Below are 14,978 nucleotides of genomic sequence, written 5' to 3' on the forward strand. Positions count from 1 at the left end.
GCAATTTTCCCTAAGAATATACCTGATTAACGCCTCCTTTCAAGTATGGTTCAAGTATCTTTCAAGCATGTCTTAAGCATGTTTAAAGCATGTTTAATGTATGTATTGCGGTACCACTTTTGCACCACAGTACTTTCTCTATGCAGCTTATCCCAATATGGCACGCCCTATTACAATACGTTGTACTTCACTGGTACCTTCATAGATCTGTGTGATCTTGGCATCTCTCATCAGGCGTTCTACATGGTACTCTTTCACATAACCATACCCGCCATGTACCTGTACAGCTTCCGTAGTAACCCACATAGCAGTTTCTGACGCAAATACCTTCGCCATAGAACCGCTGAGGGTATAATCCAGGTGCTGGTCTTTTTCCCTTGCTGCTTTCAGGCATAAAAGGCGGGAAGCCTCTATGCGGGTAGCCATATCTGCCAGTTTAAACTGTATAGCCTGATGCTGACTGATCTCCTTACCAAATGCCTTACGCTGTTTGGCGTATTTTACTGCCAGTTCATAAGCTCCGCTGGCAATACCCAGCGCCTGGGAAGCGATACCAATCCTTCCGCCGGCCAGTGTTTTCATGGCAAATTTAAACCCAAAGCCATCCTCTCCTATCCTGTTCTTCTTAGGAACTTTTACATCCTGGAACATGATGCTGTGCGTATCACTTCCACGGATACCCAGTTTATTCTCTTTAGCTCCCACAACAATGCCGGGGCTGTTCTTTTCTACGATAAGCGCATTGATACCTTTGCTGCCTTTGTCTGCATGGGTCTGGGCAATAAGCAGGTATACACTGGCTGTATTGCCGTTGGTGATCCAGTTCTTGGTACCGTTCACCAGGTAATAATCTCCTTTATCTTCTGCGGTAGTACGCTGGGAAGTGGCATCGGACCCGGCTTCCGGCTCGCTGAGCAGGAAAGCGCCTGTGATCTCACCTTTTGCCAGCGGTACCAGGTATTGTTGTTTCTGTTCTTCTGTGCCGAAAGTTTCCAGTCCCCAGCAAACCAGGGAATTGTTCACACTCATGCAAACAGAGGTAGAAGCATCTATTTTGGAGATCTCTTCCATTGCAAGTACATAAGATACTGTATCCAGTCCTGCGCCCCCGTATTTAGGGTCTACCATCATACCGAGGAAGCCCAGTTCTCCCAGTTTTTTGATCTGTTCTGCGGGGTACTGTTGTTTTTCATCTCTTTCAATAACACCGGGTAAAAGTTCGCTGACAGCAAAATCTCTGGCTGCCTTTTGTATCATGAGGTGTTCTTCCGTTAATTGAAAATCCATGGAATTTGGTTTATTCTGTTCCAAATCTATTTTTTAATGCCCATGTAAAAAAATACAAGGTTCAAAATTGATCTTTATCCATCATTCCACAGAAAATATTAAAGATTATTTGAAGATACAGCGTCCTTATTGCAATAGTTTTATCGTTTACCGCAAGTGAATATACGCCTCAACAATAGGGTGCGCCGGCAATTCTGTTAAAATCCTGTAGCTTGCTGATGGACAACTACCTTTTATGAAAAATATAAAGATCATTGAGGTTAAATCGGAAATAGGGGCAGGCACCCGTGGCGCCAGCCTGGGTGTGGAAGCAATCAAGATCGCTGCATTGGATTTCATGAGCAACTTTTTTGTACATTTCCCTACAGAAGCGATAGAAACAGAGAATAAACTGCTGTTCGAACCTATAGAATCCCCATACGCCAAACGTATTAAAGGAACCCTGACCCTCTATGACAGGATCAGCAAAAGCGTATGTGAGACTGTAAAAGCCAATTGGTTCCCTGTAGTATTATCCGGCGATCACAGTACTGCCGGCGCCACGATTGCGGGGCTGAAAATGGCCCGTCCCAATGCAAAGCTGGGGGCTATCTGGATAGATGCGCATGCAGACCTGCATACGCCATATACTACTCCTTCCGGCAATATGCACGGTATGCCGGTAGCCATTTCCATTGCTGAAGATAATATTGACTGTAAGGTGCATGAAGTGGACGATAATACTATAAAAAGCTGGGAGGCGCTGAAGAACGTAGGGAATATCGCACCTAAAATATTACCTGAGGATATTGTTTTCATCTCCCTGCGGGACTATGAAAAAGAAGAAGAGCACCTGATCAAGAGCTATGGGATGAAAGTGATCACTACTAATGAAGTGAGAAGAAAAGGGCCGGAACAGATTGCCAGGTCCGTATTCCGCTATCTGAGTGATTGCGAGTATATCTATGTATCATTTGATGTGGACAGCCTGGACGCCTCTATATCCAAAGGTACCGGTACTCCGGTCACCAATGGATTAAGAGAACGTGAAGCAGAAGATCTTATCGCCAAATTTATGCAGCACCGTAAGATCTGCTGCTTCGAGATAACAGAGGTAAATCCCACGCTGGATAAAGAAAACCTGATGGCTGAAATAGCCTTCAATATCCTTCAGCGAAGTGTGAACGTACTGTTGCTTAATTAACAATATTCCCTGCCAGCTGTCTTATCCAGGTAGCATTGCAATTAAAGGGCTGGTTGATCTTCTTCATCATAATATCATGGATTATTCTTCATCTTGATCAGGTTGGCAATAAGACCGGTCCATCCTGTCTGGTGAGAAGCTCCCAGCCCTTTACCATTATCACCATGAAAATATTCATGGAATAGGACCAGGTCTTTAAAATGAGGATCTGTCTGCATCTTTTCATTGAAACCGGCTACAGGTCTTCTGCCGTTTTCATCTTTCAGGAAGATCTTCAGTAACCTGCCGGCCAGCGCGGTTCCCACTTCTTTCAATGAAAGGTAATTGCCACTGCCTGTAGGATATTCTATCCTGAAATCATCAGAATAGAAATAGTGGAATTTGCGCAGGCTTTCTATCATAACAAAGTTCATCTGCACCCATACAGGGCCCCGCCAGTTGGAGTTGCCGCCGTATGTATAGGTATTGCTTTCTCCGGGTGTGTAACCTACTGTTAACTCCACGCCTCCTTCCTTCACACAGTAGGGATTATCCTGATATTCTTTGGATAATGATCTTACGCCATAGTCACTGAGAAATTCCTTTTCATTCAGCATACGTTTCAGCAGGCGTTTCATACGGTGACCACGCAGCAAACTAAGCAGGTGTTTATTTTCCTTTCCTTCCTCATACCAGCGTGACACCAGTCTGGCCAGATCCGGCCGATGGCGCAGGAACCAGGACATGTGTTTTTCAAATTCGGGGTTATTGTCCAGTGTATCCTTGTTGATGACCTCTACGGCAAAAAGGGGGATCAGTCCCACCATACTGTTTATCTTCAGTTTGATGATACGGTTATCTACAGTGCGGATCTGGTCATAATAAAACTCTTCCTCTTCATCCCACAGTCCACCCTGTCCTTCTCCCATGCTGGCCATAGCACCGGCAATGTAAAGGAAGTGCTCGAAGAATTTAGTGGCCATGCTGGTGTATACCTTATTGAAAGTGGCCAGTTCCAGGGAGATGTGCAGCATATTCAGCGCGTACATAGCCATCCAGCTGGTAGCATCTGCCTGTTCTTCCCTTGCTCCGCCGGGTAATGGTTTACCCCGGTCATATGCACCTATATTATCCAGGCCCAGGAAACCGCCTTCAAAGATGTTGCTGCCGTTGCTGTCCTTGCGGTTCACCCACCATGTAAAGTTGATCAGCAGCTTATGGAAGATCATTTCCAGGAAAGCATAATCCTTTTTGCCTTTCAGGGCCGCATCCTGCTTAAATACACGATAGGCTGCACCGGCATGCACCGGAGGGTTGACATCACCTAACGCCCATTCATATGCGGGGAATTCACCTGAAGGATTCATATACCATTCTTCTGTCAGCATCATGAGCTGTTGCTTGGCAAAGTCCGGGTCTATCATGGCAATGGTCACACAGTGAAAGGCGAGGTCCCATGCCGCATACCAGGGGAACTCCCATTTATCCGGTACGGAGATGATATCTTCATTATACAACTGTTTCCAGTTCTTATTGCGGCCGTTCCAGCGTTCTCCCGGTGGTGGCGGACCGGCAGGATCGCCATCCAGCCATTGCTGTACTTTATAGGAATAGAACTGTTTACACCATAGCATGCCGGCAAATGCCTGCCGTTGTACAAGTCTTTCGTCCTCGTTACTGATATCTTTCTGAATGTCTCTGTAAAATTCATTTGCACAATCCACCTGTGCATTAAAGAGCTGGTCAAAGCCTTCCAGCGGGTTTTCAAGTTGCCGGTCAGACAGGCGCAGCTGTAACGTGCAGGATCCCTGCGCTGGTACTGTCAGGTTATAATGTACAGCAGCTTTGGTGCCTTTCTTTTCCGGGTTGACAGTAGGAGCGCCATGAATGATATGATCGTTGATGCCATCCTTTGCATAAGGAGTAACGCCGGGATAATTATATAACCGTTGGTTGTTGCTTTCATTCTCACAGAACATTGTCTCTCCTTTCCCGTCATGATAGAGATATTGTACGGCCATTTTGTTATGGTCCAGCCGGATGGCGCCGGCGCCGGCATCCCACAGGGATGGTTTATAGTCCCAGCGCCCCCAGGCCCAGGTATTCCTGAACCATACGGTAGGCAGTACATGCAGGGGGGCATCCTGTTTGCCGCGGTTATGTATGGTGATCTTTACGAGGATATCTTCGGGAGATGCTTTTGCGTATTCTACAAATACATCGAAGTATTCATCATTATTGAATATACCTGTGTCTATGATCTCAAATTCTTCCTGTTCTTTAGACCTGCGGCCATTCTCACCTACCAGCCACTGGTAGGGGTATTCCTGCTGCGGGTACTTATAGAGCATTTTCATATAGGAATGCGTGGGTGTGGCATCCAGGTAATAATACAGTTCCTTTACGTCTTCACCATGATTCCCCTGATCGTTTGAAAGGCCGAAAAAGCGTTCTTTCAGGATAGGATCTTTCCTGTTCCAGAGGGCGAGTGAGAAGCAGAGCAGCTGTTTTTCATCACAAATACCGGCAATACCTTCTTCTCCCCAGCGCCATGCCTTACTGCGCGCCATGTCATGAGTGGTAAAATTCCAGGCATCACCGTTTGTGCTGTAGTCTTCGCGGACAGTGCCCCATTGCCTGTCGCTCACATAAGATCCCCATTTCTTCCATCCTGGCTGTTGTAATCTTTCTTGTTCTTTGTTCATTATTATCTGATCTTGAAGTAAGCAATAAGCCATCCTACTACTTCGCTGTAGCTACGGATGCCCATTTCCTGTTTATTTGCCTTGAGATACTGGTCATAGATCATAGCGGTATAGTTATCTACCGGACCGCGGTATTGTTCATAAAATTCCCTGAGCTGGCGCACATCGGCTTTAATTCCCGGAACTGCCCTACGCCAGAGCTGTCCTGCCAGGGTAGTATCCTGCCTGCGCAGCTGACGCACGCTGTACATGAACATTTCAAAGTTAGCTGCATAGCGGAAGCGGGGACTGGTGTCATTCACCGCTACCAGGTACCCTACAAAGTTGGCTTCTTCTTCCGGTGCGTAACCTAACTGATGAGCCATTTCATGACAAATGGTGAAAGGATGCAGGAAACCGGGGGTGGTGACATTCACCTGGGCTTCGCCGGTAAAGGGGTTAAGATACCCCCCTACTCCCATATAATTGAGCCAGTGGCTATATAACGATGGTTTGATACAGGGATTACGATATTGAAGCGAGGGCCATTCCTGTCCGGCTTTTTCATATGCAAGTATGGCCTGTTGGAACATCCGGGCACTATCGGCGCCGGGATGGATGGCGTTCATTGTATCTCCCAGGGCGTACCTGTCTGCATTTACCTGTTGCAGCAAAGTATCGGTAAGCCGGTAAAGTTGTTCTTTACCATAGGAGGTTACTTCCAGCTGCAGGTCCTTTTCCAGGGAGCTACGATCATAATTGAATCCCCAGAGCAACAGGAAGGCCAGGTAAATGGTAAGAAGGGACTGAATACCACGGAGCAACTGTAATCCCAGCAAATTCCATTTCCTTTTTACAATCTTATAACATAATTTTAACAAATAAATGCCTGCTGTTATAATCCAGGCGCCATAAATTACGTCGCCGATGCTGAAAGGTACTTTCCCCAGTACCTGACGAAGGAATGAACTTATCGAATTGAATAACCTATGAAAATAAAATTCAGCGAACCTATGGCTGAAAGCAAGCAAAATGTTGAACGTCAATATACACAATACGGTTATCAGTATACGTACTCCTGTGTGCCTTATCTTTATTTTAGTATCCATATAACCTGTGCAAAAGATGACCGATGATATTTTATTGGGTGAACTGACCACTGCTCTTTCCTGCCAGTCAGGAATGAAAATACACATTAATTATGCAGAAAAGATGCCCGGTGGAGATATAAATGAAACTTTCAAGCTGACAACGGAAAGCGGGTTATTATTCCTGAAGATGAATGATGCGAAGCAATATCCCGGCATTTTTGAAAGGGAGGCCAGCGGGCTGGAATTGCTGCGTGATACTCATACCTTAACGGTACCCCGTCCGCTTGCTACGGGCAAGACTGGTAATAAGGCATTTCTTATTACGGAGTTCATGGAAAAAGGCGGCGCCAATCCTGATTTCTGGGAGAATTTTGCTGCCGGGCTTTCAAGGATGCACCGGCATACGCAGCCTTTGTTCGGGTTACCTGAAACAAACTACATAGGGACTATCAAACAATATAATACCCCTTACAGCAGCTGGTCTGTATTCTATGCTTTTAACCGGTTACAGCCGCTGACGCGGGAGGCGTATAACCGTCATATCCTGGACAAGCAGATGGTGGAGAAGATGGAGCATTTGTGGAAGAAGCTGCCGCAGATCTTCCCGGAAGAACCGCCTGCATTACTGCATGGCGACCTGTGGTCCGGCAATTTTATGGTAGGCGCTGACGGGCGGGCATGTGTGTATGACCCGGCAGCGTATTATGGCCACCGGGAAATGGACCTGGCCATGGCCAGGTTGTTCGGAGGCTTTGATACACGTTTCTTTTTTACATACCAGTCTATGTACCCGCTGGCCAATGAATGGCAGCAGCGTATAGGCATATGCCAGTTATACCCGTTGATGGTACATCTGCTGTTGTTTGGCGGTAGTTACTATAATAGTGTTAAGGAAGTCCTGGACACATTCTGAGCATGGTTTACTGAAGATCCTTCATCCGGTCATATTCGCCGGCAATAATAGGATAGAATTTATCGAGATCGTGAGAGATAGCGGTAAATACAGCTTTTATTTCTTCTACAGGCGGCAGGGTATCGCTGTTGAGTGCATTTTCCAGCTGCTGCATGCTGCTGGTGATCCAGGTAAGTCCTACCATTGCGAAGTTGGGCTTTAATTTATGTACCTGGAACCTGAGCTGTTCCCAGTCTGACTCATCTACAAGCCTCCGGATCCTGACCATTTCATCCCTGATGGTTTTCAGGAAGATCTCGAACAGGTCTGCGGCATAGGAAATATTGTTCTCGTACAAAGCGTTCAGGTACTTTACATCAAGTTCCTTATGGAACTCAAATCCGGATAAATTGGTTGCTTCTTCCATTATAAATTCTGTTTCTTCATCGTTCAGGTATTTATTCAATACCTGCAATAACTGATCGGGCGTATAAGGTTTGGTCAGTATATCTGTGATCCCGGCCTGCCGTGCCTGGGTAAAGGTACTTTCCATAGCCAGGGCGGTGGTAGCTACCAGTGGGGTAGCCACATTAGGTTTATCTTCATCCTGCCTGATATCTGCAGCCAGTTCCAGTCCGTTCAGCCCGGGGATGCGTATATCAAGAAGAATGAGGTCATATTGTCTTGAATTAAGAAAATAAAGTGCATCCGGGCCATTGGTGGCCAGCTGATGCTGAACATTGTATTTTTCCAGCAGGCTGATGATGTACCTGAGATTCATCGGATTATCCTCTATCACCAGCACTTTTGCACCTGCAAAGTTAGGTTGCCTGCTTTTATTTCCGGTCATTGCGTTGGTTATTGCCGGTTTACGGGTATCAATGAAGGGCAGGTTAAAGGAGAAGCAGGTACTGAAACCAGGCATATGTTCTACATGGATGCTGCCTCCCTGGAGCTCCACCAGTTGTTTGGATATGGCCAGGCCAAGGCCGGTGCCACCATATTTATCCCGGATCTCCTGTTCCGCCTGTTTATAGTTCTGAAAGATAAGCTCTAATTTATCATTCTGGATCCCGATACCGGTATCGCATACCTGAAAGCGTACCCATCTTTTGTCTTCCTGCCAGGATTCCAGCGTTACCCTGATTGAAATTTCACCTTCACTGGTAAACTTCTCTGCATTACCTAACAAGTTCATAAGTATTTGGTTCAGCAGCATATCATCACCTACCAGCCGGTTTTGCAGCTGAGGGTCAATAAAGGCGGAGATCCTGACCGGGCGGTGGCCCATTTTAAGCTCAAAGGTATGACGGAGGGAATGTACCAGCTCTACCAGGTTAAATTCCCGTTGGTTTACCTGTAATTCGCCTGCTTCTATCCTGGAAATATCGAGAATATCGGAGATAAGTCCAAGGAGAATACCGGAAGAATGCTTCAATATCTTAATATAATCCTGCTGCGTGGCGTCCAGGGCGGTTTCTTCAAGGAGGTGTGTCATGCCGATGATGACGTTGAGCGGGGTCCTGATCTCATGGCTCATACTGGCCAGGAACTCTTTCTGGGCCTTTCTGGCCTGTTCTGCCTGCTCACGGGCCTGTTCCATGTCAGAACGTTTCATTTTATGCCGGGAAACGTCCAGTATCTGCCAGACACTGCCTGTAAAAACCCCATTGTCTATCAAAGGGATGTAACTGATCTCATAAAGATGCCCGTCGTTCAACGCGAGTTCCCAGCCGAAATAAGGTTTTATATTACGGCGCAGGTCTTCCATTTTCTCGATAAAAGCTTCCGGACCTGCCAGTAAGCCACTGAAATGGTTTATAACGTCCCGGAAAGGCATTCCCACAATGTGGTCGGCTACGGACCCCGCATTATCGGCAAATACGTGGTTTATCCAGATAACCCTGTGTTGTTCATCTGTGAGCAGCACGCCTGCATTGCTGTTTTTCAGCAAAATACTGAGAGGAAGTGAGAATATGGCATGGGGAGCCTCAGATAAACTGCGGTCCGTGGGATGTTTTCTCTTATCTTTGATCCGGGCTTTAGCCATTTGTTAAAAAAATAGAGATGGGGCACTGGCCACTCTTTGACAAATTAAGTTGGCCATTCCAGAAATACAACATACAAAATATAAATATAATATTGGCAATCAACAAAAATAGGAAATTTTTGCTTTTGCAAATATTTGGTTACCTTTGCATCCCTCTAAAAGTGAGGATTTTAATATGAAAGCACTCCGTCAATTTGATATTGCCTTTGTGGGACTGAAGCCCGGGGTGCATACATTTCAGTACCAAATTACGGATAGTTTCTTTGAAAACTACGGCCCACAGGACTTCAGTAACTGTAATGCAACAGTAAAATTACTGCTCGACAAGAAAAGTAATTTCTTCCTGCTGAAATTTGAAATCGGGGGTACCGTTACCGTAAATTGTGACCGTTGCGGACAACCATTTGAGCTACAGCTCTGGGACGATTTTGACCAGGTAGTGAAAATGGTGGATAACCCGGACGAGTTAAACGATGATGAGGACCCGGATGTATCTTACATCTCCAAAACGGAATCTCATCTGAATGTAGCTGAATGGATCTATGAGTTCATCAATCTCAGCATTCCCATGCAGCGCATTCACCCGGAAAAGGACGGGAAAAGCGGTTGTGATCCGAAAGTACTGGAAATGTTGGACAAGATGAACCAGCAATCAGGCGAAAAAGACAATCCGATCTGGAAAGACCTGGATAAATTCCGCCAGAACTAGGGTTCAGCACAAGTGAAGGCGAGATCATAAATTACTTATTAAACATTAAACACGGACAATTAAAACTTAAATAAAATGCCAAATCCGAAACGCAGACATTCTCAGCAAAGATCAGCTAAGAGAAGGACGCATTACAAGGCCTTTGCGGATACTTTAAGCACAGATAGCGCAACTGGTGAAGTGCACCTGAGACATCGTGCTCACTGGGTAGAGAACAAACTGTACTACAGAGGAAAAGTAGTATTGGAAAAACAAAGCAGCACTAAATAATTTATTACTATTTTTACCCCCGACCAAACAGACAAACCTAAACGTTCATGAGAATCGGGCTAGATATGATGGGCGGCGATTTTGCCCCCATTGAAGCAGTAAAAGGAGTAAAATTATTTTTAGACACTGTTGCTACGGATGCGCACCTGGTGCTGATTGGTGATGAGGCGGCTCTTGCCCCCCTGTTGTCAGATGCGCAGTTAGACCAATCAAAATATTCAGTTGTTCATTCATCCCAGGTAATAGGGATGAATGAACATCCTACCAAAGCACTGAAGGAAAAACCGCAGTCTTCTATTGGTATCGGCTTTCACCTTCTGCAGAATGGCAAAGTGGACGCCTTTATCAGTGCCGGTAACACCGGAGCCATGATGGTTGGTACATTCTACTCTATCAAGGCTATAGAAGGCATACAGCGGCCCACTATCTCCACTCCCGTCCCCCGGGAAGACGGCTCATTCGGGCTGTTACTGGACGTTGGTATCAATGCGGACTGTAAAGCAGAAAACCTGGTACAGTTTGCCGTCCTCGGTTCCCTTTATTCAAAACATATCCTGCAGAACAGCAATCCTACCGTAGGCCTGCTGAATATAGGTGAAGAAGAAGGTAAAGGAAATCTGCTGGCGCAGGCTACATACCCGCTGCTGAAAGAGCATCCGCAACTGAACTTCATTGGTAACGTTGAAGGACGGGATATTTTCACTAACAAAGCAGACGTGATCGTGTGTGAAGGCTTTACCGGTAACGTAGTTCTGAAAATGGCGGAATCTATCCATGATATTGCAGTAAGACGCAACATTAACGATGATTACATGCATAAATTCGACTTCGAGACCTATGGTGGTACACCTGTACTGGGTGTTTCACAGCCGGTGATCATTGGTCATGGTATCTCTAAAGGCATCGCCTTTAAGAACATGCTCACCCTGGCACAACAGATGATCGAATCAAAACTCCTGGATAAGATCCGTGAGAGTTTTGTGAAATAATTTACATCCTATCGAAAATGAAAGGTATTGATACCGGTCTGTAAACAGACCGGTATTTTTTATTTTAAAAAGACGGCGGTGGTTCAATTGGTAGTCTCACATAAAAAGTAGTACCCACTGTCAATTGTGTTTCAAACCATATCTCTCCTCTTGCCTGTTCCACAATATTCTTACACATTGCCAATCCTAAGCCTGTACCTGAATTTTTGGTAGTAAAATTAGGCACGAATATCTTTGACTGGATCTCAGGCGGAATACCATCTCCATTATCAGCAATACTCACCACTACCCATCCATCTTCTACTTCGTCCATGCTGATACTTACTTCCCCTGCCCTGCCTTCAGGAATAGCCTGTACAGCATTCTGCAAAAGATTGGTAAACAACCTGTTCATCTGCGTCTTATCTGCAAACACATAATATGCCTTACCGGGAGGATTGAAATGTATATAACAATGCTCATGGCTCTGGTAAAGGTCCTTCAGGGAATAGAGTACTTCATTCAGCAGCAGCACCTCGCTGTTAGCTTCATCTATACGGGAAAAAGCAGAGAAGTCAGAAGCAATATTGGCCAGGTGCTCTATCTGTTCTACCAACGTACGCGCTACATTATGGGATAGCTGCTTTACGTTAGGTGCATCATTATCAATAGCACGCTGCAGGTATTGTATGCTCAGCTTCATAGGCGTAAGCGGGTTCTTGATCTCATGCGCCACCTGCCGTGCCATTTCACGCCAGGCGCCTTCCCTCTCGCTCTTGGCCAGTCTTGCGGCACTGACCTCCAGCTTACGCACCATCTTGTTGTATTCCTTTACCAGTGCACCTATCTCGTCTTCTTTCTCCCATTCTATCTCATCATTCTGCTGCCCCAGGTTCACGTGACGCAGTTTCTCCGTAACAAGAGAGAAGGACTTGGTAATGGAGTTGGTGATCAGCAATGCCAGTAAACCGGCTATCAGGAAGATGAATGCATTGAAATTGATCAGCGCTACAAGGAAATTGGATATCTGCTGATTCAGCTCCGTCTGTGTGGCAAAATAAGGCACATTCAGATAGGCAAATATCTCTCCGTTGCTGCGCAATGGGGTATAACCGGAAAGGAATTTCATGGAACCTATCTTCTCTTTCTGTATCCATTGGATCTTCGGATCACGGTATAACTGCAGGAAAGCATCCGGGTTGATCTTCCTGGATAACAGTCCCTTTTCAGTAATAAGCGGTTGTGTAGTGACCTGCAGATTGCCATCCCTGTCATATATGTTGATATCCAGCGCACGGTCGTCCGCGATCTCTCCTATAGAAGCCGAAAGGCTGGCCTGGAAGATAGGATCGTAAAGATCATCCAGGTCGTCAAACATCCGCTGGTTGGCAAATACTTTCTCTACATCATGAGATACCTCATTGATAGTACGGCTGAGCTTTTCCTTATTCTGTCTTTCAGAGCGGCCTATGAAGAAAAGGATGGTGGTCAGACCGAGTATAACGAATGCAAATACAACGATGAAAATGATTGTGCCATGTACCTTTTTCCGGATGTTGATGTTGATCAGCGATTTCATATTACTGATACGCATACGTGCTTTTACCAGCAGGTCCAGCATCCTGTAGATCACAATGATAAGCAGGAACAGGCAGAACATGTAGGCAAAGAGGGTGATAAACTCAACAAAGTTCCTGCTGTCTTTCACTACTATCACTACTTTATCCTTCGAGGCCCTGTAGGTAAGAGAAGAATATCCTTTGTCGGATGTAACGGTGATCTCTTCTTTAGGCGTTTCCGCCAGTCTTACGGGGAATGCAAAATCGTTGTTGTGGATCACCAGCTGCCCTTTGTCGTAAATGGCATAGGAATAGGCAACAGAAGACTCTTTTTCCGGATCGTACAGGTCCCCATCTACCAGGAGCTCAGGGTAAAGCCGTTGAGTGTTGAGTACTGCGGGAGTTAACTCATACACCAGGTATCCTGAAGGCACCCCGTTACGGAAGAAATCTTTCCGGCCTATGTAACTGTAATCGTTAAAACTGCGCTCGTTATAATACAGCTCATTACCTATCAGTTCCGACTCGACGAGCATACGCCTGCTCAGCACTGAGAAACTGGAAGTATCCCCCCCATATATGGATTCACCGTATTCATTGAAAGGATAGAAGGTTACATTGAAGCGGCTCAGATACCCTTTGAAGTACTTCTGTTTCAGTTCGTTTTCCAACACTGAACGGGGCATATTATTGCCATTGCTCTGCAGGAAGAAAAGTTGTAACAGTTCATCTTCCTCCATCTTGCGGGTAACGTCTGTGAGCAGCATTTCCAGGTAAGGGTCCTTTTGTTTGGAAAGCTCTACCGCCATGCGTTCCCGCAGACTGATCTCCTTCTGATCATTGTAGTAAACGATAACCGCAGAAGTGGTGATAGTAAGGATGAACAACCAGAACAGGAAAGGTACGGTAGCCAGGCTGTTCTCAAAACGCATAGCCAGTACATCCAGCAGCACCACGTAGATGATCAGCCAGATAACCAGTGCTAAAGAATAGTATATTTCCGGGTTCTGTAAACGGAACATCAGCCATACGACCCCGACCACGGCCAGGAATATGTATTTGGAACGGTGCCTGAAGTTTGTCAGTTCATTCAGCAGGTAGTTGATGATCTGTGAAAAGAAGAGGAAACTGAAAGCTATAAATCCCAGTATGATAAATCCTATAATGCTGTAAGTGATGCTGTCACTGTTAAGGCTTACGAAGTTGGTAACGTCAAAAGATATCCTGGAATCTATTACAAGGCTCTGGATCAGTTCGGAGAGGAACTGTCCTACCACATACATGATAAAGCTGCTGAGAATGATCACTATCCTTTGCTGCCAGCTTTTTTTCACCAGCGGCGCCCGGATGGTCTTTACGTGTTCCCGGAAGAACAACAGCAGCCAGAATCCCAGTAATACGTTCAGGAGCAGGTCTCCCAGGGAGCGGAAAACCTCGTCCTTTGCATAAATAAGGGGGGTAAAGATATAAAGCGATCGCAGGTTGAATGGGAAAGGATAAAGGTAGCTGAGGGTACGGAACAGGATGATAACGCTGAACAGGAAGAGGAAGCCGTACAGGGGATTCTTCTGTCTTGCCAGCATAGCGGCAAAGAGGTTGATAAAGATCAGTACGCAGATACATCCCAGCACCCGCAATATAACGCTGAGCATGTTAGGTGGGCTGGTATCCATGGCCCTGTCGTAGTGCAGGTAGAAGAGGATAAGGTCCTGTCCATTCAGCACAGGAATGCCGGGGGGCTTGAGATGGATCGTATATTCTTTTCCGAGAGCCGGTTTATCGTAAAAGTGATCTACCAGGTAGGTGTTGCTGATGTTGTATTGCATCATCACAGGAATGGCAGCTACAAGAAAGCGGTCATGCTCTTTCTCTGTGCTTTCCACCTTTTTACAGATCACCTCATAATAGCCGTTCCTGAGTTTGAGGAAACGCATACCGGGTACAAGGGGCACCTGCCACTCTTCCGGTAGTACCAGGTTGGTGCTCCAGTACACCAGCCAGCGGCCGGCAGCACTGCTGTCATATGCAAAAAGATAGAAGTCCTGGTTACTGAGCCATTTCTCCTGGCGTTCGTTATAGTCACGTACAAACAGGCGGGACAACAATGCAGTATCCTGTGAGAGCTCTTCAAATGCTTTTTCTCTCTGACGGATGCTTTTCTCCAGGCTACGTTTCACTCCCTGGGGAGAAGAATAATATGACCAGTAATTGCTGAAGAGGAAAGAAAATGTGAACAACCAGGCAGCAATGATCAACAGGTATCCGTGGCGGATAAAAAACAGTCTTATTTCTTTGATATCCAGCAA

Annotated in this window: 10 protein-coding genes; 5 read left to right on the forward strand and 5 right to left on the reverse strand. The window is 45.9% G+C overall.

Annotation, left to right across the window (positions count from 1 at the left end):
- Positions 1-147: 147 nt before the first annotated feature.
- Positions 148-1,287, reverse strand: coding sequence for an acyl-CoA dehydrogenase (locus tag GO493_RS19710; protein WP_157307953.1), 1,140 nt, complete (start codon positions 1,285-1,287; stop codon positions 148-150).
- Positions 1,288-1,522: 235 nt separating this feature from the next.
- Here GO493_RS19710 and GO493_RS19715 point away from each other — a divergent pair, with 235 nt between their 5' ends.
- Positions 1,523-2,470: an arginase gene (locus tag GO493_RS19715; protein WP_157307954.1), complete on the forward strand. Its 948-nt coding sequence runs from the start codon at positions 1,523-1,525 to the stop codon at positions 2,468-2,470.
- Positions 2,471-2,544: 74 nt separating this feature from the next.
- Here the strand turns inward: GO493_RS19715 and GO493_RS19720 are convergent, their stop codons facing one another.
- Both GO493_RS19720 and GO493_RS19725 read right to left on the reverse strand, forming a co-directional pair.
- The gene (locus GO493_RS19720) at positions 2,545-5,154 is read right to left on the reverse strand and encodes an MGH1-like glycoside hydrolase domain-containing protein (protein WP_157307955.1); all 2,610 of its coding nucleotides are present in this window, start codon (positions 5,152-5,154) and stop codon (positions 2,545-2,547) included.
- Positions 5,155-5,156: 2 nt separating this feature from the next.
- Positions 5,157-6,329 (reverse strand): DUF3810 domain-containing protein, encoded by a 1,173-nt coding sequence (locus tag GO493_RS19725; RefSeq protein ID WP_317165446.1) that lies wholly within the window; start codon positions 6,327-6,329, stop codon positions 5,157-5,159.
- Here GO493_RS19725 and GO493_RS19730 point away from each other — a divergent pair.
- Complete coding sequence (locus tag GO493_RS19730) at positions 6,259-7,137, forward strand: fructosamine kinase family protein (protein ID WP_157307957.1); 879 nt, start codon at positions 6,259-6,261, stop codon at positions 7,135-7,137. The genes GO493_RS19725 and GO493_RS19730 overlap by 71 nt on opposite strands.
- A gap of 7 nt (positions 7,138-7,144) precedes the next feature.
- Here GO493_RS19730 and GO493_RS19735 read toward each other — a convergent pair whose 3' ends face one another.
- Positions 7,145-9,166, reverse strand: coding sequence for a PAS domain-containing hybrid sensor histidine kinase/response regulator (locus GO493_RS19735; protein ID WP_157307958.1), 2,022 nt, complete (start codon positions 9,164-9,166; stop codon positions 7,145-7,147).
- 175 nt (positions 9,167-9,341) lie between these two features.
- Here GO493_RS19735 and GO493_RS19740 point away from each other — a divergent pair, with 175 nt between their 5' ends.
- From GO493_RS19740 to plsX, 3 genes are all read left to right on the forward strand, one after another.
- Positions 9,342-9,875 (forward strand): YceD family protein, encoded by a 534-nt coding sequence (locus GO493_RS19740; RefSeq protein ID WP_157307959.1) that lies wholly within the window; start codon positions 9,342-9,344, stop codon positions 9,873-9,875.
- A gap of 75 nt (positions 9,876-9,950) precedes the next feature.
- Positions 9,951-10,145, forward strand: a complete 195-nt coding sequence (rpmF, locus tag GO493_RS19745) for a 50S ribosomal protein L32 (protein WP_012793868.1) — start codon at positions 9,951-9,953, stop codon at positions 10,143-10,145.
- Between the two features lie 47 nt (positions 10,146-10,192).
- Positions 10,193-11,134 (forward strand): phosphate acyltransferase PlsX, encoded by a 942-nt coding sequence (gene plsX / locus GO493_RS19750; protein WP_157307960.1) that lies wholly within the window; start codon positions 10,193-10,195, stop codon positions 11,132-11,134.
- A 64-nt stretch (positions 11,135-11,198) separates the two neighbouring features.
- Here plsX and GO493_RS19755 read toward each other — a convergent pair whose 3' ends face one another.
- Entirely contained in the window at positions 11,199-14,978 is a 3,780-nt protein-coding gene (locus GO493_RS19755; protein ID WP_157307961.1) for a sensor histidine kinase, read from the reverse strand.

The sequence above is a fragment of the Chitinophaga tropicalis genome (assembly GCF_009758205.1).
In the GTDB taxonomy this organism is placed as follows: Bacteria; Bacteroidota; Bacteroidia; order Chitinophagales; family Chitinophagaceae; genus Chitinophaga; species Chitinophaga tropicalis.